Origin of the sequence: Nocardia yamanashiensis, assembly GCF_021183565.1 — a bacterium.
Lineage (GTDB): Bacteria > Actinomycetota > Actinomycetes > Mycobacteriales > Mycobacteriaceae > Nocardia > Nocardia yamanashiensis.
The window spans coordinates 8,154,168-8,172,911 of record NZ_CP089226.1 but is presented as its reverse complement, the minus strand read 5'-3'; the positions used below and the strand labels follow the sequence as shown (position 1 = coordinate 8,172,911).

Below are 18,744 nucleotides of genomic sequence, written 5' to 3'. Positions count from 1 at the left end.
CCGCGAGGTAACAGAAGGCTCACTCCGGCAACCGAATTCGTCCGGCCGCGCACCATTCGCTCGCGGTTGCGGCGAATTCTGATCGTGTCGGTGACATTGGTGCTGGCCCTGCTCGGGCTGATCATCGCCGGCGAGGTGCAGAAGTATCGCGATACCGGCGCCACCGCGCATTCGGTCGACCTGGCGCTGGCGGCGCAGGATCTGGTGCACGAGGTGCAGCGCGAGCGCGGTCTCACCAACGGCCTGCTCGGCGGCGACAATTCGCTGCGCGACAGCGTGACCGCGCAGCGCGCCGCCGTGGACGCCGCACTGCAGCAGCTCAATCGGGCGCTCGCCGAGGAAGCGCCCGGGTCCGATCAGGTGCGGACGGCGCTGTCGCGGCTGTCCGGGGTGAGCGCCAACCGCGCCGACGTGGACGCGCGGCGCAGCGACCGCAGCACCTCGTTCTCGTTCTACACCAATGCGATTCTGGCGCTGAACCAGGCGCGGCCGGGCGCGCAGCAGGCCGACGACGATTCGCTCTGGCGCGGCCTGCAGACGCTGTACGCGCTCGGTGAGGTCAAGGAGTTCACCGCGCAGGAACGCGGCTTCCTCAACGGCGTCTTCGCGGCGGGCGAGTTCGGCGGCGGCGAATACGTGCAGTTCCTGGACATCCGGGCCGGGAAACAGGCGGCGATCAGCGCTTTCGAGCGCGATGCCACGCCGGGGCAGCGGTCCCAGCTGTATTCGGCCATGCGCAGCGATGATTCGGTGCGGGCGGCGGAATCGGAGGCGGTGGCCATCGGTTCGGTGCGCGGGCCGCTGCTGGAACCGGTCGATCCGCGCGCCTGGTGGAAGCAGATGTCCTCCGTCATCGATGCCGAACGCGGCGTGAAGCAGTCGGTGGGCAGCCAGATCCGCGACCGCGCCGCCGAACTGCGCGGCGACGCGGCCATGGTGCTGACGCTGTACGTGCTGGCCGCGTTGTTCGCGGTGGCCGCGCAGGTGGGGCTGGTGGTGGCGACCGTGCGTGCCATCGTGCGGCCACTGGCCGCGCTCGCCGAGGAGGCCGACGCGGTCGCCGAAGAGCGGCTGCCGCAGCTCATCGCCGCCTGGCACGCCGATTCCGGAACCGAGCCGCCCGCACCGGAACCCGTGCGCGCGGCCGAGAGCGCGGGCGAGGAGATCGTCTCGGTGGCGCACGCGCTGGACCGGGTGCAGACCACCGCCTACGAACTGGCCTCGGCACAGGCGCGCCTGCGCCGCAACACCACCGAGTCGATGGCCAACCTGGCGCGCCGCAATCAGAACCTGGTGCGCCGCCAGCTCGGCTTGATCAGCGACTTCGAACGCGAGGAACTCGACCCCAACGCGCTGTCCAACCTGTTCGAGCTCGACCACCTGGCCACCCGCATGCGCCGCAATGCCGAAAGCCTGCTGGTGCTGGTCGGCGAATCCGCGCCGCGCCGCTGGGCCAAACCGATCCCGCTCACCGACGTGATCCGGGCCGGCCTGTCCGAGGTCGACGACTATCGCCGGGTGGTGCTGCGCCGGGTGGACGAGATCTCCATCGCCGGCGCCTCGGTCAGCGAACTCGCCCACATGCTGGCCGAACTCATCGAGAACGGCCTGTCCTTCTCCCCGCCGGACCTCGAGGTCGAGATCTACGGCCGCCGCATCGGTCCCCGCTACATGATCGCCGTCGTCGATCACGGCGTCGGCATGCCGCCGGACCAGCTCGCCACCGCCAATGCCCGCCTGCGCGGCGAAGCCGACTTCCTGGTCGCCCCCACCCGCTTCCTCGGTCACTTCGTGGTCGGCCGCCTCGCCCGCCGCCTGGGTATCGAAGTGGAACTCACCGTCTCCCCCACCAGCGGCGTGGTCGCCCGCATGACCCTCCCCGCAGACCTGCTGGCCGATCCCAACGCCCCCGCGCCTTCCTTCCCGGTGGACGCCAAACACGCTGCCGCCCCGCCGGTCCAGGACGCGCTCACCGCTCCCGACCCCACCGGCCGCCACCGCTCGGCGCCCGTCGCTCCCGGCCCCGCCGACCCCTTCGCCCTGGGCGACCCCTTCGACACCGCCGTCTCCGCCGACCAGACTCCGGCCGGCATCACCAACGGCGCACTCGTCGAACCCGCCACCGCCACCCGCCCCGACTACGTCACCGGCTCCTACCCGATCCCGGTGAGCGACAACCCGATCAAGCTCGTCGCCCTGCCCGATCCGGTCGGCGACGATCCCGACGGACGCCGCGGTCCCACGGATCGAACCGTCGCCACGAACGGCCGCGTGCCGTCGTCCGGCCCGGCCGGTGATGCCCAGTCGACCGAGCCGGGTTCCTCTGGCCGCGCACGGGTGTCCGCTTTCGACCATCCGGGCACCGGGCAGCAGCCCCGGGTGATCCGCTCGGGCGGTGCGGACGGGGGCAGGTCGCCCGGCGGCCCGAACGGCGCGGCCGAACGGCGCGCGCATCCGGGTGCCACCGGAAACCCGCTGTGGGCCGATGACTCTCGGGTCGGGCACGACCCGTTTCCACCGAGCGACGCGGCAGGCGGCGATGCGGCTCGCGGCGCGCGCCGGGTACCCGGTGACGCGGAAATCCGGGCGGTCACCAACGGCGTGGCGAACGGTGTTGCGAAATCCGTTCCGGGCGTGCAACGCACGCGAAACGGTCTCGTCAAGCGGGAGCGCAAGACTCGCGAGAATTCGGGCGCCACTCCGGGTGGCGCCCAGCCCGAAACGGGCGCCCGGCCCGTCGCGCCGATCGCCGAACGCTCTCCGGAGGCGGTGCGCGGCATGCTGGCCGGGTTCCGGGCCGGGCATCAGCGCGGTGAGCGGGACGTGCCGCCAGTACCCGGATCGATTCCACAGGAGGACCGCAGGTGACCACCCACTACACCGACACCGACCCGCACACCTTCAACTGGCTGCTGGCCGACTTCGTGCGCACCACCTCCGGCGTGCGCGACACCGTCGCGGTGTCCTCCGACGGGCTGCTCATGGCCATGTCCGACGGGCTGGACCGGACGGGGGCCGACCGGCTCGCGGCCATCGTGTCGGGCCTGACCAGCCTGGGCCGAAGCGCTTCGCGCAGTTACGCTTTCGACGGCCTGCGACTCATCATGATCGAAATGGGGCGCGGCTTCCTGCTGGTGTCGGCCATGGCCAACGGCAGCTGTATCGGCGTCATCGCCGACAGCGACGCCGATGTCGGACTGGTCGGCTACCAGATGGCGGTGCTGGCCGATCGCGCCGGAGCGCTGCTCACCCCGGCGTTGATCACCGAATTACGAGAGTCGCTGGCCCGATGAACGATTCGCACCGGTTACCGGATCCGCGCATGATCGCGCCGCACCACACCACCGGCTGGACCGGCGCCTTCCCGGTGGTGCGCGGCGACGCGGTGCGCGACGAGAAGCACTCCGCCGCAGACGAAGTGGACGAGCAGGTGGTCCGCCCGTTCATGATGACCTCCGGCCGTACCACCCCCCTGGTGGACGGCCTGCGCCTGGAAACCCTGGTGCGCGCCACCCCGGCCGCCCTGTCCGCGCCCCTGCACTTCGAACTGGAGCGGGTGGTGCGCCTGTGCCAGCGCCCGCACTCCATCGCCGAAATCGGTGCCGCCCTGCGGGTTCCGGTCGGCGTGGCGCGGGTGCTGGTCAGCGACCTGGTCTCGGCGGGCCATGCCGCGGTGAACGAGCCGAACCAACTGTCGGTCGCCGCTCTGGAAAGGATTAGAGACCTTGTTCGGGCCCTCTGAAGATACCGCGCCGGCGCCGCTGGCCTCCTCGGTCAAGATCGTGATCAGTGGCGGATTCGGCGTCGGCAAAACCACTCTCATCGGCGCCATCTCCGAAATCGAGCCGCTGGCCACCGAAGCCGCCATGACCACCGTCTCGATGGGCGTCGACGATCCCGGCCTGGCGACCGGCAAGACCACCACCACGGTGGCGCTGGACTTCGGCCGCATCACCCTCGATTCCAGCCTGGTGCTCTACCTCTTCGGCACCCCCGGCCAGGAACGCTTCGAATTCCTCTGGGACGACCTGCTCGACGGCGCGCTGGGCGGGGTCATCATGGTCGACACCGAACGGGTCGAGGACTGCTATCCGGTGCTGGACTTCTTCGAGCAGCGGCGCACGCCGTTCGTGGTGGCGGTCAATCGCTTCGCCACCGCCCGCGACTTCGAACTGGACGAGGTGCGCGAGGCGCTGGACCTGGCGCCCACCGTGCACCTGATGAATTGCGATGCCCGCGACCGGGAATCGGTCAAGCGGGTGCTGGTGGCGCTGCTGGAGCAGATCCTGCGCGCCCGCCGCGCCCCCGCGCTGGCCGGCTGAGCCCGGATCTCCGCAGCCGATCCGGGCGCGACCGGTTCGGGCACGAAAAACCGCCCCGGATGGAATCCCACCCGGGGCGGTTCGCCCGAAAACCCTTCGCAAGAATGCGATTAACGACCGAACGAGCCGGTCCACAAGGTGTTGAGAATGCCGCTCAGCGCCGCCGAACCGGTGCTGAACAGGCCGTCGAGGGCAGCGCTACCAGTATTGATGATGACCGGAATCATTTTTCAACCTCTCTGTTGGTTTCGCCGCCCGCCGGGATCTCCGGTTGGCGACTGGACCCACCCTGCCGAGGGAGCCTTAAGGAGCCCTTGCCAGTAGCTGAGAGGTAACTAAGAGGCGGTGTGTGCTGCGACACACCAGCGGAAGCTAGTGCGGCGCAGGCCCGTCCGCCGAGTACAGACTCACCTCACCGTCTTCTCCCAGGAACGCGTTGACCAGCATCGTTCCGCTGGAACGCAATTCGTCGGGATCCGGCGCGGCGGTGGTGACGGCGATCTGCGGCAGCGCCGCCCAGTTCACGACGTAGCGTTCGGGCGGTCCGTTGTCGTCGGACAGATGCGCCAGACGGAATACCGACACCGTCCGGCGAACGATCAGATTGCGCACGACTTCGGCGATTCGCTCCGGGTCTTCCAGTGCGAACATGAAACCGAAACGCAGCTCGGGTGATGACGCATAGGCTGGCACGAATATCGAGGCTAACGGACTACGGCGCGTCGCGCGTCCGGCACGCCGGATGGATAGCTATTCATAAGCCTCAGTAACTTACTGGCGCGTAGACCCGGCGGTCTCCATCCCGGCGCCGAGTCCCACCAGCCCCATCCGCCCCGGTCAGAGGTGTCGATCCGCCACCAAACGCAGCACCCGTGTGACCGAGTCGTAATGCTGTATAACGATTTTCAGGCAGGTTCGCCGATCACGCGCCGGATGGTTGCGCCCGTTCGACTATCGCGCTTTCCTGAATATGTCCCGCATTATCGGACAGTCTTCCCCATCGCATCGTCGCGGATTTCCCGGTTTCTTCACCGTGTCGTTTGGTTGGTGGGCTGTGCGTTCCGGAATGCGGTACTGCGCCGGAGCCGAGGGGAGCCCCTCCCCGAAACCCCCTCGGCCCTGGCGCATCCACTTCAGCACAGCCAAAGGGTGGGAATACATGGCAACCGACTACACCGGAGCTGGTTTCGGGGCCGAACTTCCCTCGCCATCGACGCTGCTGCGCGCCTTCCGGGAACCCGTAACCGCCGACCGTCGCGACCGCGACGTGCTCGAAGCCGCCCACGAACTGGTGCAATGCCACGAACGCAGGGCCAATGCCCTGCAGGCCGCGCACGCCGCCGGCGCCACGCCCACCCGCGTGGCGACCTGCAGCCAACTCGTAGAGGACATCGACGAACGGCGAGGCGAGTTGGTGGCGCGCATCGACGATTGGGTGGCGGTGAACATCCCGCATCGCGCGGGGGCCTCATTGCATACCGAGACGCTCGGGGCGGTCATCGATCGAATGGCCGCGAAATGGGTTGCGGCGCAACAGGCTTTGGGCGCCACGCCCGGGGCCGGGACACGCCCGCCGAAAAACACCGGGGACGGGCGGTCACGACGACCCACCCGTCCCCATCGCGTCAGCGAGGACAAGCCGCACCGCAGCGTGGACAGTGAAGCCCACCTGCAGTGGTACCGGCTCGCCGAACTCGCCGACGGCTACAAGGATCTGATCACCGAGGTGGCTCAGCACCGCCGGCGCCTGCCGGTCTGGTAGTCAGAACTTGCGCGGGTCGACGACTTCGGCGTCGATGACCTCGCCCGGCTCCGCGGGCCGCGCCCGCGGGGCCGAGAAGTCCTGTGCCACAGGGGCTTCCAAGTCGTCATCGAGATCGTCGTCGCCGGTATCCGCGGCGCGCTGCGCCCTGGCGTCCTGCGCCGCGGCGGCCGCGGCCTCGCGCATCTCGATGGCGTCGGTGATCCAGTCGCCGATCTCGCGCGTCACCTCGGCGACGGTGCCGGTGATGATGTTCGCGATATTGCCGACGTGCTTCGCGCCCGACGACGTCAGTTCCTGGATCAGATCCTTGTTGCTTTCGAATTTTCCGATCATTTACACGCCCACTTCGGTAGCCATCCCCCGACGCATCACGATAACAGCTGGTGCGGGCGAATTCCTCACGAGTGCGGGCGGCAGCGCGAGCTTGAACAGCTTGCCCCAGACCGAGCCGATCTGCTTCGAGAAACGGCCGGTGTTGTAGGGCAGGCCGTGCTTCTTGCACAGCGCCTCGACCTCGGGCGCGATCTCCGGGTAGCGGTTGGCCGGCAGGTCGGGGAACAGGTGGTGCTCGATCTGGTGCGAGAGGTTCCCGGACATGATGTGGAACAGCTGGCTACCGGTGATATTGGCCGAGCCCAGCATCTGGCGCACGTACCACTCGCCCTGCGTCTCGTTCTCCGTCTCCTCTTGGGTGAACGTCTGTACGCCGGTCGGGAAGTGCCCGCAGAAGATGATGGAGAACGTCCAGATATTGCGGACGATATTGGCCGTGAAGTTGGCGGCCAGCGTCGACAGGAACAGCGGCCCGGTCAGCGCCGGGAACACCACGTAATCCTTGAGGACCTGCTTGGACGCCTTCTTCCACTGCCCGGTGACCAGCGCCTTGATATCGGACCAGCTGCGCTTGCCGCGCACGATGTTCTCGACCTCGAGGTCGTGGCCCATCACGCCCCATTCGAACGCCATCATGAGCATGAAGGCGTACGCCGGGTTGCCCAGCCGCAGGATGTTCCACTTCTGCGCCTCGTCCACCCGCAGGATGCCGTAACCGATGTCGCGGTCCATATCGAGGATATTGGTGTAGGTGTGGTGCATGTAGTTGTGCGAGTGCCGCCACTGGTCGCCCGGGCAGACCGTATCCCATTCGAACGCACGGGAATTCAGCGTCGGCTCGCGCATCCAGTCCCACTGGCCGTGCATGACGTTGTGGCCGATCTCCATATTGTCGAGGATTTTCGACACGCTCAGCGCGGCCACGCCGGCCAGCCAGAACGGCGGCAGGAAACCCAGGTAGAGCAGACCGCGCCCGGCGATCTCCAGCCCGCGCTGGGTCTTGATGATCTTGTAGATGTATTCGCGGTCGCGATCGCCCAGATCGGCGGTGACGCGAGCGCGCAGGGCGTCGAGTTCGCGGCCGATCTCCTCGACCTGCTCGACGCTGAGGACCAACGGCCCCTCTTTGGTTTCGGTGAGAATCGCCATGTCGAAGCTCCGTTCAGAGGGCGATGTCGACGTCCCCGACGGGGGCGCTGACACAGATTTGAATGGACGTGTCCGGGTCGCTGTCCAGCTCGCCGGTCTTGAGATTGCGGGTGCAGCCGCTGCGCTTGACCGCGGTGCAGGTGAAGCAGATACCCATGCGGCAGCCGTATTCCGGTGTGAGACCGGCGTTTTCGGCCTGCTCCAGCAGGGTCGAGCCGGTGTTCTCGGCGATCACGCCGCTCCCGGAGAAGGTCACCTTTCCTTCGGCGTCGGCCGGATCGGCGACGGCAGTGGTGAGGGTGAACTCCTCGCTGTGCAGCCGCTCGCCCAGCTGTTCGGCCTCGAACACGGTGCGCACCGCGGCCATCAGGCCGGGCGGGCCGCACAGGTAGGTCTGCGCGCTGGAGAACCAGGGCGCCAGTCTTTCCAGTTCGTCGTAGCCGAACGGGGCGTGCTGCTGGGTCTCCGGGTAGCGGAATTCCACCCGGATGTTGTTGTGCTGCATGGCGATCGCCTCAAGTTCCGCGCGGTGCGGGACCCATTCGGGAGAACGGTTGTAATGCAGGAACAGCACCCGGCCGCGGTAGTTCTCGTTGGCGAGCGTGCGCAGCATGGACAGCACCGGGGTGATGCCGCTGCCGCCGCTGATCAGCACCAGCTGCTCGGGCCGGGGCTCGGGCAGGTGGAACACGCCCGCGGCCGGCTCGAGATCCACCACCATGCCCGGGATGGCGTGCTCGTGCAGGTAGTTGGACACCAGGCCGTGCGGATGCGCCTTGATCGTCAGTTCGATGTGCCGGTCGCGGCGGCCCTGGGCATTGACCGGGGAATAGCAGCGGACGTGGCGGACACCGTCGATCACCACGCCGAGCTGCACGTATTGGCCGGCGGCGTGCCCCGTCCACTGCCGGGTGGGCTTGAGGGTCAAGGTGACCGACCCGACCGCGCTGCGCCGCACGTGGGTGATCTCCGCCCGCATGTCGCGCAGGGTCAGGGTGGGGCGCACCAGTTCCAGGTAGCGGTCCAGCGGATGCGGGGTGGTCAGTGTCTTCTGCACCAGGTCGATGAGTCCGACCATGCGAGCCTCCTGTCGCGTCGCCGGGCTGTGCGACGCCTCTTCGCTGTTCGATATGCCCCCGAAGTTGATTCCGAATCATTTCGGTGCACATCTGTACACTGAGATAGTCTGCCGGGTGAAGGCACTCCAGTTCAACCGGCAGTTCGTGTGACCCACACGACATATCGCGAATGGAACGAATGTGAACGCATGTATGCTCATCGACGTGAGCGAGCAGGCAGCTACCCTAGTCGAGCGCAAGGAACGCACCCGCGCGGCGCTGCTGGAAGGCACCCTCGCACTGGCCGCCGACCGGGGTTTCGCGGCGCTGTCGCTGCGGGAGATCGCCCGTTCCGCGGGCATCGTGCCGACCGCGTTCTACCGGCACTTCGCCTCGCTCGACGAACTCGGCACCACCCTGGTCGAGGAGGGCGTGCGCCAATTGCGGCTGGCGCTGCGCGAGATGCGGCGCAATCCGAACGCGAAACTCGGCGATACGGTGCGGTTCGTCTTCGACCAGGTGGCCGGCAAACGCGACCTCTACGGATTCCTGCTGCGTGAACGGCACGGCGGGTCGGGGGCGCTGCGCAGCGCCATCGCGGTCGAAATGCAGCTCATCGTGCGGGAATTGGTGGTGGACCTGTCCCGGGTGCGGGCGCTGGACGCCTGGTCACCCGATGATCTGGAGCTGGCGGCGGACCTGATCGTGTCCACCGTGGCGGACCGGATCGCCGACTACGTGATCGCCGAACCGCGCGAACGCGGGCGCATCGTGGAGCGCGCCGTGCTGCAGGTGCGGTTGATCGCGCTCGGCATGGGGGCGTGGCGGCCCTGAGCCGTTATCGCGCCGAAACCATTGCGGCTCAGGCGATTCGATCCGGCGAACGCACCGGCAACAGCGCCGCCAGCCCGATGGCCAGCACCAGCACGATACCGACGATGCCGACCCGATCGGATCCGGAAACCCAGACGAAGAACCCGAAAAGTGCTGGGGCCAGGAACGATACGGCGCGGCCCGTGGTCGTGTAGAGCCCGAACAGCTGCCCCTCGCGTCCCGGCGGAGCCAGCCGCGCCAGGAAAGAGCGCGCCGAAGCCTGTGCGGGACCGACGAATACGGTCAGCAGCAACCCGAAGATCCAGAACATGAGCGCGCCCGACACCACCAGCAGCACCAGCCCGCAGGCGATCATCGCCGCCAGCGACACCACGATGACGATCTTCGGCCCGGCCCCGTCGTCGAACCGGCCGGCCAGCAATGCGCCCAGCGCCGCAACCACATTCGCGGCGATGCCGAACAGCAGCACATCGGAATCGGCGATGCCGTACACCCGCACGGCCAGCACCGCACCGAAGGTGAACACGCCCGCCAGCCCATCCCGGAAGACAGCGCTCGCCAGCAGGAAACCCACGATGCGCCGGTCCTCGCGCCACAACTCCCGGATATCGCGCCACAGCACCCGATACGACTGCCCGAGGCCCGCGAGCCATCCGGCCGGACCCCGGCGCGCCGGCCGCACCGCCGCGCCCGGATCGGCATCGGTGCGCGGCAGTTCCGGCACGAACAGCAGCACCGGGACCGCGAAGGCCGCGAACCACACCGCCGCCAGCACCGCGACCAGCCGGATGTTCAGGCCCGCGTCGGTGGGCGCCCCCAGCAGTCCCCGGTAGTCCCCTTTCCCGCTGATGAAACCGAAATAGCAGATGAGCAGCAGCAGGATGCCGCCGAAATAGCCCATCGCCCAGCCGAACCCGGAGATCCGCCCTACCGTGGCGGGCGTCGAGACCTGCCGCAGCATGGCGTTGTAGGGCACATTCGCCAGTTCGAAGCACACCGACCCGACCGCGAGCAGCGCCAGGCCCAGCCACAGATAGTGGTAATCGTCCTCGACGAAGAACATCCCCGCCATCGCCAGCACGGTCAGCCCGGTGAGAATGCCGAGCGAAAGCTTGCGCCGCGCCGTGGCATCGAACCACTGCCCGCTCACCGGCGCGGTCAGCGCCACCAGCAGGCCGGCGATGCCCAGCGCCCAGCCCAGCCAGGCACTGGCCGAGACGCCGCCGGGCAGGTCGTCGCCCACCTTGTCGGTGAGATACACCGAGAACACGAAGGTCAGGATCACGGCATTGAAAGCCGAAGAACCCAAATCCCAGAACCCCCACGCCAGCACCCGGCCGCGCCCGGCGGCCTGTCCGATCGTCGCCTGTCCCGGCACCTCGGTCATGTTGCGCAGGGTAGGCGATCAACGTGTCGGTTTTGTACAAGACGGCGGCTTTGCGCCCTCATAAGCTTTCGATCAACAGCACGGGCGGCCGGAACACCGGGTCACCGCCCACGATCTCAGGAGGAAAACCGTGGCACGCGAATTGGTCTACACCGGCTTCATGTCCCTCGACGGCGTCGTGGACTCGCCCGGCGGCGAGGTCGAAGGGCACCGCAGCGGCGGCTGGGTCATGCAGACCGAGTTCGTCCCGGAGGCGTACTCGCTCAAGGGCGAAGAGCTCGCCGACCACACCGCGCTGCTGTTCGGGCGGCGCAGCTACGAGGCGTTCGCGCCGTTCTGGAAGGACTCCGAGGACCACATCGCGTACAAGGAGCTGCCCAAGTACGTGCTGTCCTCGAGCCTGAAAGAGGAAGAGCTGACCGAAGGCTGGGGCGAGACCACCATCCTGCGGTCCATCGACGACGTCGCCGCGCTCAAGGCGACCGAAGGCGGGGCGATCTTCATCCACGGCAGCGCCGAACTGGCCCGCAATCTCTCCGACGCCGATCTCATCGACCGCTACAACCTGCTCGTCTTCCCGGTGCTGCTGGGCGCGGGCAAGAGCCTGTTCAGCCGGGCCGACCGCGATAAGCAGCAGCTGCGCCTGCGCGAGTCCGAGAGCTACTCCAACGGTGTCACCAAGCTGATCTACGACGTGGTGCGCTGACCGAAATCCAGTGACAGCTCCCCGCCGTTCCCCGCCCGCAGCTGCCGTGCGGTACGCCCCACGTACCGCCGCAGCGCACGGGCGAGATGCGGTTCGTCGTAGTACCCGAGCTTTTCGATGACATCGCCCGGCAGTTCCCCCGCCGTCAGCAGCAGGGCCGCGGTCCGCGCCCGCTCGATCTGCCGCACCGCGCCCTGGGTCAATCCCGTCGCACTGCGGAACCGCCGCTCCACCGTGCGTTCGGCCGCGGCCGGCTGAGACCCGCGCAGCACCTGCGCCACCAGCGGATCCCGTTCCAGCACCCCGTCCCGCACCAACCGCTCCACCAGCGCTTCGGCGTCATCGGCGTGCGGCGTCTCCCACCGGCTCCCCGCCAGCCAGAACTTCCGCTCGGTCACATCCGGTAGCAGGATCCCGCTGTCCACCAGCGACGGCGCCGCCACCGCCCGCAACGAGGTGCCCACCGCGAACTGCATCCCCACGAATTCCGCACCCTCGGGCACTGCCGCGGTGCTGCACCGGCTTTCGGGCCCCGTGACCGCCGCGAACGCCTCCCCCTCCTGCACCCAGAACACCAACCCGACCGTCTCGGTCGCCACCGAGGTCATCTCCGCGACGCCGTCACTCCGGCAGGTCCACACCGAATCGATCCACGGTGATTGCGACCCGCGCGTTTCGAACTGCAATCCCACAGTTGCGATGGTAATCCGCGGTGCCTCCCTCTCCTGGAACAAACCGGGAGTCGATGGCGCGCCGGGCAATTGGCTCGACCAATCCATGCACGACCGCGCCGCCGAAACCGAAGCGGCCATCGACTGGGCACGCACCCGCACCGACATCGACCCCCATCGAATCGGCCTGTGGGGCATCAGCCAAGCCGGCTGGGTAGCACCGGAGGTAGCGGCCCACCGCCCCGACCTGCAATTCCTGATCCTCGTCGGCCCAGCCGTGAACTGGCTCCGCCAAGGCGAATACAACCTGATCGCCGAACTCCGCCACCGCCACGCCTCCGAATCCGAGATCGCCGAAGCACTACAGCGCCGTGCCACCAGACTGCAACCCTTGCTCGCCGACGCCTCCTACGACCGCTACCTGGCCACCGCCGACGACCCCGACCCGATGTCACCCGACCGCTGGAACTTCGTCCGCAAGAACTACCGCTCCGACGCCACCGAATTCCTCCCCCGAATCGAGATCCCGATCCTGCTCGCCCTCGGCGACAACGACCTGAACGTCGACGTCGACGAAACCGAACGCGTCTACCGCAGCGCGATCCCGCCCCGGCAATTGACGATCCACCGCTACCCCGACGCATCCCACAACATCGTCAAAGCCGCCCTGGACAACGACCAGAACTGGCGCTCGATCATGTTCGCGCTCTTCGCACCCCGTTCGCTCTATGCCCCGGGGTATTTGGCAGACCTGCGCGAGTATGCGGCACAGCGGTCGCCGAGCGCCGGATAGGGTTCACGAACGGCGCGCGGCGAAGGCGTCGAAGGTGCGGATCAGGGCGGTTTCGGTGTGGGTGCGCCAGATCAGGGTCCAGGCGCAGTGCGGGCCGTCGGGCATCGGGATGTAGGTGATGCCGGGGCGGGCGTAGTAGTGGACGCAGTGTTCCTGGACCAGGGCTACGGCGCGGTCGGCGGCTATTGCGGCGAGCATTTCCTGGAAGGTGTGGACGCGGGGGCCTCGTGGGATGGGGCGGCCGGAGGGGGTGAGTGGGGGAATCAGTTCGTTGGACCAGTAGCGGGGGGCGACAGTGCCTATGTCGCAGAGGGTTTGGTCGGCCAGGTCTTCCAGCGTGACCGTGTCGCGGGTGGACAGGGTGCTGGCGGTCGATACCGCCAGGCGCATCGGTTCCACCAGAAGTGTTGAGCCTATGGTGAATTCGGGTTCTCGGATCGGGAGCCAGAGCAGTTGGAGGTCGGCGTCGCCGGTGCGCAGCAGGGCGAACGGGTCGGAGAAGTGGGCTTCGCGGAGCACCAGATTCACTCGGGGGAAGGCGTCGGTGAACGCGGTCAGGATCGGCTCGACGACATGTCCGAGGGCGCCCATGATGCCCAGCGTGAGCGTGTGATCCAGGCCCTGCGCCGCGGATTGCGCACGCGTCAGGGCTGATTCGATGAGGCGGCTGCCGGCTCGGAGTTCGGTGGCCAGTTGTTCGCCGAGTGGGGTGAGACGCACCGTGCGGCTGGATCGCAGGAACAGGGGTGCGCCGATGCGGCGCTCCTGGGTTCGGATCGCGTGGCTGACGCGGGATTGGCTGATGTGCAGCCGCTGGGCGGTGCGGCCGAAATGCAATTCCTGGGCCAGCGTCAGGAAGATCTCGATGTCCCGCATCTCCACGGGGGCCTCCACATTGATGATCTGAGAGTCATGGTCGGTTCCGGAAACTGGCGTTGATCAGCGTGGATGCCCACGGCCAAGCTGAATGTGGTTTATCGGCAACAGCTTCGGGAGAGTCCTTTGACGTTCGTGTTCCTCGCCGCCGCGCTCGCGGTGGGCGGCCTGCTGGCGGTGCAGGCTTCGGTGAATCTGCAATTGGGCGCGGCGGTGGGCACGCCGTACGGTGCGGCCACCGTGCAGCTCGCGGTCTCGGCCGGGTTGCTGGCGCTCGTGGTCAGCGCGGCGGGCAGCTGGGCCGCGCTGGGCGGCATCGACGACGTCGCCTGGTGGCAGCTGTTGGGCGGCATCGCTTCTCCGATCTACATCACCAGCGCCATCGTGCTGTTTCCGCGGATGGGCGCGCTGGCCTCGGTCGGCCTGTTCGTGACCGGGCAGATGTTCGCCTCCATCGCACTCGATGTGGGCGGGCTGCTGGGCGTCGAGCAGCGCCCACTCGGCCCGGGCATGCTGCTCGGCGGCGCGGCGGTGCTGGCGGGTATCGCGGTGGTGATCCGCAGCCAGCTCACCGGAGCGCAGGCACACGCCACCGTGGCGGCCCGAATCGGCTGGGTCGCACTGGGACTCGTCGCGGGGGCGGTGCTTCCGGTGCAGGGCGCGACCAATGCCGAACTACGCCGCGCACTCGGCGATCCGTTCGCCACCGGGCTGTGGTCGTTCCTCGTGGCCACCGCGACCATCGCGATCGCGCTGCTGGTCCTGGTGACCGCCCGCCGGACCCCGCCGCCCCGGTTCGGCGCGCTGACCACCGTCCCCTGGTGGGGCTGGCTGGGCGGGGCCGCGGCGGCAACCTATGTGACGGTGACCTTTTCGGTGATCCCGCAGATCGGCGCCGCCACCACCATCGCGCTCACGGTGACCGGTCAGCAGATCGCCTCGGCGGCCATCGATCACAAGGGATGGTTCCAGCTCCCGGCCAAACCGGTGACGGCCGAGCGGCTGGGCGGGCTCGCGGCGCTGAGCATCGGCTGCGCCCTGGTCCAGCTGGCCTGACATCACTCCCCTGTCCTGGAATCCAGTTACGAGACGATTGGTATCGAAACTGATGGTTTCGTATCATGCCACCATGACCAAGGCGAAACAAGCGGGCGGCCGCCCCCGGCAGTCCCGGGTCGACACCTCGATCGCCACGGCCGTGCGCGTGCTCATCGCGGAGCGCGGCTACGCGAGCCTGACCGTCGACGCGGTCGCATTGCAGGCGGGAGTGAGCAAGGCTGCCATCTACCGCCGCTACGCCACCAAACAAGAAATGATCTTCTCGGTGCTGCTGCACGACCTGCGGGAGCAGCCACCCGCCGACACCGGCACCCTGCGCGGCGATCTCGGCGCGCTGACCGAGCAGATCGCCGCGCAGGTGACGGCGAGCGCGGCCACCCTGACCGGGCTGCTCGCCGACATCCGCGCCGACCCCGCGCTGACCGCCCGCTTCGCCGGCGCATTCCTGCCCGTCGAGCGCGCCATCATCGCGACGGTGCTCGACCGCGCGGTCGCCCGTGGCGAGCTCTCTCACCGCCCGGAACCGGCACTGGTGCAGGCGCTACTCCTGGGCCCGTTGTACGCCTGGTTGGTCGTGCTGGACGAAAACCCGGTCCACACAAGGGAACTGGCCGATCTGGTGGCCGCCATGACGGCCACCGCGCTCGTCAGCGATCAACTCCCCGATGTATCGGGTGCGGTGGAAAGCAGCACCCGGTAGGCGATTCCGTACTCCCACTGGTCCGTTGCTCAGTGGTGGGTTCCGTGGTCGGCACGGATGTCGGTTCGCCGCCCCGAATCTAGGTTCATGAGCAAGGGATTCGACACGAACCGCACTACCGAACTCATAGGGAGTAAGTCATGAAGGCGCACGTCAGCTCTATTCTTCTCGGCGTCCGGGATATGGATCGGGCCAAGGAGTTCTACACCCAGGGACTCGGTTGGACGATCGCGAACGACTACGGGATCTCGGTGTTCTTCGAGTCCGACGGGGCTTCGCCGGTGGGGTTCTACGGCCGTGAGGGGCTGGCCGGGCAGGTGGGGACGGATCCGGAAGGCAGCGGGTTCAGTGGGCTGGTACTGACCTATGTGGTGCGCAGCGAGACGCGGGTGGACGAGATTCTGGCGGAGGCGGAGAAGGCCGGGGCCACCGTGCTGAAGCCGGCGGGCGCCCTGCCGTGGGGCGGGTACGGCGGCACTTTCGCCGACCCGGACGGCTACGTATGGAGCGTCGGTTACAGCGCACAGGGCGAGGATCAGCCATACGCCGAATAATCGCCGTCAACCGGCGACGTACCCGTGGTCGCGTTCCATGTGTTCGCGCCACGGGATTTCGCGTTCCTCGGGGGTCATGGCCAGCAGGCCGTGCAGGCAGGTCCAGCCGGCCGCGTCGACGGGTTGCCAGATCTGCACCCACGCTCCGGCGATGGAGGGCAGGGACATGCTCGTCATGATCATTTCGAGGTCGCCGATGGCGAGATTGCGGATGGTGCGCGAGCGGCCGATGGGAAGCGCCACGTCATTGCGGGCCCACATGGTGGCGAAAAGCGTGCTCTGAGCGCAGAGATCGTCCACGAAGGTGGTCCAGGCGGGGTCCTGCAGGTGCCGGACGTAGGCCGCTCGCAGGTAGGCGACCATCCGGGCCTGGTGCTCCGGTCCGGTGGACGGGTAGGGGTTGCAGCATTCCGGGCTCAGGAAGACCTTGCGCAGGACGTTCCTGTCGCCGCGCGTGAAAGCGGGGCACAGCGCCTCGTACGCGGAGTTGTGAGCGAGCACGTCGTAGCGGGCGCTGAGGAGAGCCGCGGGGAGCGGATTCAGGTGGTCGAGGATCACCTGAATCTCCTCGGAGATGGGATCCTCGTGCTGCGGTGTAGGAACCGTGGGGACATCCGCCAGGCGATACAGGTGCGCCTTTTCGACGCCGTCCAGGCAGAGCGTGCGGGAAATGGCATCCAGGACCTGAATACTCGCGTTGATATCGCGCCCCTGCTCCAGCCAGGTGTACCAGGTCACGCCGACACCGGCCAGCTGCGCGACCTCCTCCCGGCGCAGACCGGGCGTGCGGCGACGCGAACCCACCGGCAGCCCCACATCCTGCGGGGTGATCCGCGCTCGCCTCGACTTGAGGAACGCCGAGAGTTCCTCGCGGCGAGCCTTACCCGCCGAACCGGTCCCGGAAGCGTTTGCGATGTCCACGTTTCCCATAGTCGCCGCAAGCACCGACAGTATCCAGGTGCTGCCAGTACCCGTATAAGCGGACTCCTGTTACCAGGATGGACGGGACCGCAGGCTCATGGACATGACTTCGAGCATTACCCGAACACCTCCGGTAGCGGCGCCGGCCGCCGGCCCGGCCGCCGGGCGCCGACCGCTGGCCATTCTCGCGGTGATCCTGCTGGGCCAGTTCATGGCCGTGCTGGACGCCTCCATCGTCAATGTCGCCATCCCATCGATTCGTACCTCGTTGCACGCCAGCGGTTCCGCGTTGCAGCTCATCGTGTCCGGCTATGTCATCGCCTACGCCGTGCTGCTGGTCACCGGTGCACGGCTGGGTGACCGGTTCGGGCAGCGGAATATGTTCCTCACCGGACTGGCCGTGTTCACCGCGGCATCGCTGGCCTGCGGGCTGGCATGGAATACGGACTCGCTCATCGTATTCCGCTTCCTCCAGGGCGTCGGATCGGCGGCGATGGTGCCGCAGGTAATGACCTTGATCCAGCGCACGTTCACGGGAACCACTCGAGCCCGGGCGCTTTCGGCGTACGCGGCGGTCATCTCCGGCGGCATGGTCGCGGGGCAGATCGCGGGCGGGCTCATCGTCAATGCCGATATCGCCGGAAGTACCTGGCGCGGAGTGTTTCTGGTGAACGTGCCGATCGGGCTGGCGCTGCTCGCCATCGCACCCGGAATCCTGCCCGCCCTGACGGCGCGCACCGATCGCAAACTCGATCTGGCGGGACTGGCCGTACTCACTCCGGCCGTACTGCTGCTGGTAGTGCCGCTGGTTCTCGGCCACGAACAGGATTGGCCGGTGTGGAGCTGGGTCGCGCTGGGTTGCGCCGCACTGGGATTCGCCGGTTTCGCACTGGTGGAACGTCACGTGCACCGGCGCGGCGGCGAACCGCTGTTCGCCGACCGGGTATTGAGGACTCCCGGCCTGGTGCTCACCGCCCTCACCCTGCTGATCGTCATGTGCACTTTCGGCGGCTGGCTGTTCGTCATGGCCATCCACCTGCAGGGCACGCTCGGTTACAGCGCCTTGCACGCCGGACTGCTGTTCCTTCCCAATGGCGCGACTTTCGCTGTCGCCAGCCTGAATTGGTCGCGCATCCCGGCCCGCTTCCACGCCGTCATGATTCCGCTCGGCCTGGTGCTGGCCGCCTCGACCATGGTCGTCATGGGCCTGCTGCTGCGTGACGGCGGCGGGATGGGCGTGCTGGAGCTGACCGTGTTCGGCCTCATGGGCATCGGTTTCGGGTTGTCGTTCAGCCCGCTCATGGCCCGCACCACCGGTCGCATTCCGCCGCAGCTGGCCGCCGATGCCAGCGGCATTCTGGTGACCAGCGTGCAGTTGGGCATCGTGGTCGGCATCGCGACCTTCGGGTCGGTGTTCCTGAGCCTGGCCGGTGCGACGGCGCTGTCGGCGGCGCACGCGGTGAGCGTCACCGCGGTCGCCGAAGGGGTGACGGTGCTGGTCGCGGCGGGACTCGCGGCCAAGGCAGCGCGCTGACCGGAACCGCGGGGGCGAGAATGAAGAGGCTCGGTATCGGGCCTCTTTTTTCGGATATCCTGTCTATGCACCCAGTTGCATA

Annotated in this window: 19 protein-coding genes and 1 pseudogene; 12 read left to right on the top strand and 8 right to left on the bottom strand. The window is 67.8% G+C overall.

All coding sequences use genetic code 11. The features are described 5' to 3' along the window. The first annotated feature begins 84 nt into the window (after window positions 1-84). From LTV02_RS39425 to LTV02_RS37720, 4 genes are read left to right on the top strand one after another with little or no spacing between them, the layout of a single operon-like run. Window positions 85-2,868: a sensor histidine kinase gene (locus LTV02_RS39425; RefSeq protein WP_269821591.1), complete on the top strand. Its 2,784-nt coding sequence runs from the start codon at window positions 85-87 to the stop codon at window positions 2,866-2,868. Continuing rightward, window positions 2,865-3,293 carry a roadblock/LC7 domain-containing protein gene (locus LTV02_RS37730; protein WP_067714740.1) on the top strand — a complete coding sequence of 143 codons (429 nt, stop codon included), beginning with the start codon at window positions 2,865-2,867 and terminating at the stop codon, window positions 3,291-3,293. The genes LTV02_RS39425 and LTV02_RS37730 overlap by 4 nt, the downstream gene beginning before the upstream one ends. After that, window positions 3,290-3,742 carry a DUF742 domain-containing protein gene (locus tag LTV02_RS37725; protein ID WP_233036273.1) on the top strand — a complete coding sequence of 151 codons (453 nt, stop codon included), beginning with the start codon at window positions 3,290-3,292 and terminating at the stop codon, window positions 3,740-3,742. The genes LTV02_RS37730 and LTV02_RS37725 overlap by 4 nt, the downstream gene beginning before the upstream one ends. Window positions 3,743-3,761: 19 nt before the next feature. Further along, complete coding sequence (locus LTV02_RS37720) at window positions 3,762-4,322, top strand: GTP-binding protein (RefSeq protein ID WP_233041888.1); 561 nt, start codon at window positions 3,762-3,764, stop codon at window positions 4,320-4,322. Between the two features lie 372 nt (window positions 4,323-4,694). Here the strand turns inward: LTV02_RS37720 and LTV02_RS37715 are convergent, their stop codons facing one another. After that, the gene (locus LTV02_RS37715; protein ID WP_233036272.1) at window positions 4,695-5,015 is read right to left on the bottom strand and encodes a hypothetical protein; all 321 of its coding nucleotides are present in this window, start codon (window positions 5,013-5,015) and stop codon (window positions 4,695-4,697) included. Window positions 5,016-5,481: 466 nt separating this feature from the next. Here LTV02_RS37715 and LTV02_RS37710 point away from each other — a divergent pair, with 466 nt between their 5' ends. After that, the gene (locus LTV02_RS37710) at window positions 5,482-6,084 is read left to right on the top strand and encodes a DUF4254 domain-containing protein (protein WP_067714752.1); all 603 of its coding nucleotides are present in this window, start codon (window positions 5,482-5,484) and stop codon (window positions 6,082-6,084) included. Here the strand turns inward: LTV02_RS37710 and LTV02_RS37705 are convergent, their stop codons facing one another. The 3 genes from LTV02_RS37705 to LTV02_RS37695 are packed head-to-tail and all read right to left on the bottom strand — an operon-like array spanning window position 6,085 to window position 8,647. Continuing rightward, complete coding sequence (locus LTV02_RS37705; protein WP_233036271.1) at window positions 6,085-6,420, bottom strand: hypothetical protein; 336 nt, start codon at window positions 6,418-6,420, stop codon at window positions 6,085-6,087. Beyond that, the gene (locus tag LTV02_RS37700) at window positions 6,421-7,569 is read right to left on the bottom strand and encodes a fatty acid desaturase family protein (protein WP_233036270.1); all 1,149 of its coding nucleotides are present in this window, start codon (window positions 7,567-7,569) and stop codon (window positions 6,421-6,423) included. 13 nt (window positions 7,570-7,582) lie between these two features. Then, entirely contained in the window at window positions 7,583-8,647 is a 1,065-nt protein-coding gene (locus LTV02_RS37695; RefSeq protein ID WP_233036269.1) for a ferredoxin reductase, read from the bottom strand. 193 nt (window positions 8,648-8,840) lie between these two features. Here LTV02_RS37695 and LTV02_RS37690 point away from each other — a divergent pair, with 193 nt between their 5' ends. Beyond that, a complete protein-coding gene (locus tag LTV02_RS37690; protein WP_233041886.1) occupies window positions 8,841-9,461 on the top strand; it encodes a TetR family transcriptional regulator in 621 nt (206 codons plus the stop codon). A gap of 28 nt (window positions 9,462-9,489) precedes the next feature. On the opposite strand, the gene LTV02_RS37685 is transcribed toward LTV02_RS37690, so the two are convergent. Then, complete coding sequence (locus LTV02_RS37685) at window positions 9,490-10,848, bottom strand: MFS transporter (RefSeq protein ID WP_233036268.1); 1,359 nt, start codon at window positions 10,846-10,848, stop codon at window positions 9,490-9,492. Between the two features lie 130 nt (window positions 10,849-10,978). On the opposite strand from LTV02_RS37685, the gene LTV02_RS37680 reads away from it, so the two are divergent. After that, window positions 10,979-11,554 carry a dihydrofolate reductase family protein gene (locus tag LTV02_RS37680; RefSeq protein WP_233036267.1) on the top strand — a complete coding sequence of 192 codons (576 nt, stop codon included), beginning with the start codon at window positions 10,979-10,981 and terminating at the stop codon, window positions 11,552-11,554. Here LTV02_RS37680 and LTV02_RS37675 read toward each other — a convergent pair. Continuing rightward, window positions 11,536-12,246, bottom strand: a complete 711-nt coding sequence (locus LTV02_RS37675; RefSeq protein ID WP_233036266.1) for a helix-turn-helix domain-containing protein — start codon at window positions 12,244-12,246, stop codon at window positions 11,536-11,538. The genes LTV02_RS37680 and LTV02_RS37675 overlap by 19 nt on opposite strands. A gap of 22 nt (window positions 12,247-12,268) precedes the next feature. Here LTV02_RS37675 and LTV02_RS37670 point away from each other — a divergent pair. Further along, window positions 12,269-13,018: pseudogene (locus tag LTV02_RS37670) on the top strand (alpha/beta hydrolase family protein); the annotation flags it as partial. A gap of 3 nt (window positions 13,019-13,021) precedes the next feature. On the opposite strand, the gene LTV02_RS37665 reads toward LTV02_RS37670, so the two are convergent. Continuing rightward, a complete protein-coding gene (locus LTV02_RS37665) occupies window positions 13,022-13,894 on the bottom strand; it encodes a LysR family transcriptional regulator (protein WP_233041885.1) in 873 nt (290 codons plus the stop codon). Window positions 13,895-14,029: 135 nt separating this feature from the next. Here LTV02_RS37665 and LTV02_RS37660 point away from each other — a divergent pair, with 135 nt between their 5' ends. From LTV02_RS37660 to LTV02_RS37650, 3 genes are all read left to right on the top strand, one after another. Next, entirely contained in the window at window positions 14,030-14,950 is a 921-nt protein-coding gene (locus LTV02_RS37660) for a DMT family transporter (RefSeq protein ID WP_233041884.1), read from the top strand. A 73-nt stretch (window positions 14,951-15,023) separates the two neighbouring features. Beyond that, the gene (locus LTV02_RS37655; RefSeq protein WP_233036265.1) at window positions 15,024-15,653 is read left to right on the top strand and encodes a TetR/AcrR family transcriptional regulator; all 630 of its coding nucleotides are present in this window, start codon (window positions 15,024-15,026) and stop codon (window positions 15,651-15,653) included. A gap of 140 nt (window positions 15,654-15,793) precedes the next feature. Continuing rightward, a complete protein-coding gene (locus LTV02_RS37650; protein WP_233036264.1) occupies window positions 15,794-16,207 on the top strand; it encodes a VOC family protein in 414 nt (137 codons plus the stop codon). A gap of 6 nt (window positions 16,208-16,213) precedes the next feature. On the opposite strand, the gene LTV02_RS37645 is transcribed toward LTV02_RS37650, so the two are convergent. Next, window positions 16,214-17,128 carry a helix-turn-helix transcriptional regulator gene (locus LTV02_RS37645; protein WP_233036263.1) on the bottom strand — a complete coding sequence of 305 codons (915 nt, stop codon included), beginning with the start codon at window positions 17,126-17,128 and terminating at the stop codon, window positions 16,214-16,216. A 103-nt stretch (window positions 17,129-17,231) separates the two neighbouring features. On the opposite strand from LTV02_RS37645, the gene LTV02_RS37640 reads away from it, so the two are divergent. After that, window positions 17,232-18,662, top strand: coding sequence for an MFS transporter (locus tag LTV02_RS37640; RefSeq protein ID WP_233036262.1), 1,431 nt, complete (start codon window positions 17,232-17,234; stop codon window positions 18,660-18,662). The last annotated feature ends 82 nt before the right edge of the window (window positions 18,663-18,744 follow it).

Bases quoted from the DNA above. Each gene is read 5' to 3' on its own strand.
- LTV02_RS37705 (WP_233036271.1), bottom strand. From the start codon at position 6,420: ATGATCGGAAAATTCGAAAGCAACAAGGATCTGATCCAGGAACTGACG.
- LTV02_RS37650 (WP_233036264.1), top strand. From the start codon at position 15,794: ATGAAGGCGCACGTCAGCTCTATTCTTCTCGGCGTCCGGGATATGGAT.
- LTV02_RS37700 (WP_233036270.1), bottom strand. From the start codon at position 7,569: ATGGCGATTCTCACCGAAACCAAAGAGGGGCCGTTGGTCCTCAGCGTC.
- LTV02_RS37655 (WP_233036265.1), top strand. From the start codon at position 15,024: ATGACCAAGGCGAAACAAGCGGGCGGCCGCCCCCGGCAGTCCCGGGTC.
- LTV02_RS37640 (WP_233036262.1), top strand. From the start codon at position 17,232: ATGACTTCGAGCATTACCCGAACACCTCCGGTAGCGGCGCCGGCCGCC.
- LTV02_RS37695 (WP_233036269.1), bottom strand. From the start codon at position 8,647: ATGGTCGGACTCATCGACCTGGTGCAGAAGACACTGACCACCCCGCAT.
- LTV02_RS37725 (WP_233036273.1), top strand. From the start codon at position 3,290: ATGAACGATTCGCACCGGTTACCGGATCCGCGCATGATCGCGCCGCAC.
- LTV02_RS37710 (WP_067714752.1), top strand. From the start codon at position 5,482: ATGGCAACCGACTACACCGGAGCTGGTTTCGGGGCCGAACTTCCCTCG.
- LTV02_RS37690 (WP_233041886.1), top strand. From the start codon at position 8,841: ATGCTCATCGACGTGAGCGAGCAGGCAGCTACCCTAGTCGAGCGCAAG.
- LTV02_RS37685 (WP_233036268.1), bottom strand. From the start codon at position 10,848: ATGACCGAGGTGCCGGGACAGGCGACGATCGGACAGGCCGCCGGGCGC.
- LTV02_RS37665 (WP_233041885.1), bottom strand. From the start codon at position 13,894: ATGCGGGACATCGAGATCTTCCTGACGCTGGCCCAGGAATTGCATTTC.